The sequence below is a fragment of the Mesorhizobium sp. M6A.T.Cr.TU.014.01.1.1 genome (assembly GCF_004022765.1).
Classification (GTDB): Bacteria; Pseudomonadota; Alphaproteobacteria; order Rhizobiales; family Rhizobiaceae; genus Mesorhizobium; species Mesorhizobium mediterraneum.
Genome location: NZ_RZPG01000110.1, coordinates 1 through 437 on the forward strand (window position 1 = coordinate 1; position 437 = coordinate 437).

Below are 437 nucleotides of genomic sequence, written 5' to 3' on the forward strand. Positions count from 1 at the left end.
GGAACGGTCCAATGAGTCTGCGGAGCCTGGTAATGTCAGCGCTACCGATACAACGGGGCTTCGTTGCGGAATGCTTTGTCTACAAGAGTGTTGTTGGCGACCCCGCCATCAACGTCGACGATCTCCAAACTGATAGGCTTCTCGGCGCCGGTGCCGTCTGGGTCGTCACTCGGGTTAGATTTCGCTATTGGCGCGACCAAGAAAACACTGGCATATCCGTCCGGCTTCAGCTGCGTATGCCCGTTGATCTTGGCCTGGTTGGCGATGCAGTCGACGATCGCCATGTTGAGCAGCCGCCGATCGGGATCCGCAGTCGGGGTCGTGCCATTGAAGCAGGCAGGCGTTCCTCTCTCGTTTGATGGACCCTTTGATTTGTCTGCAACAAGACCAGGGGTCGCAATTTCATATTTGTAGACATCGTATCGAGACGCTGGTGC

1 pseudogene is annotated in these 437 nt (G+C 56.3%); it reads right to left on the minus strand.

The window, feature by feature from the left end:
* Positions 1-41: 41 nt before the first annotated feature.
* Positions 42-437: pseudogene (locus EN885_RS34005) on the minus strand (hypothetical protein); the annotation flags it as partial.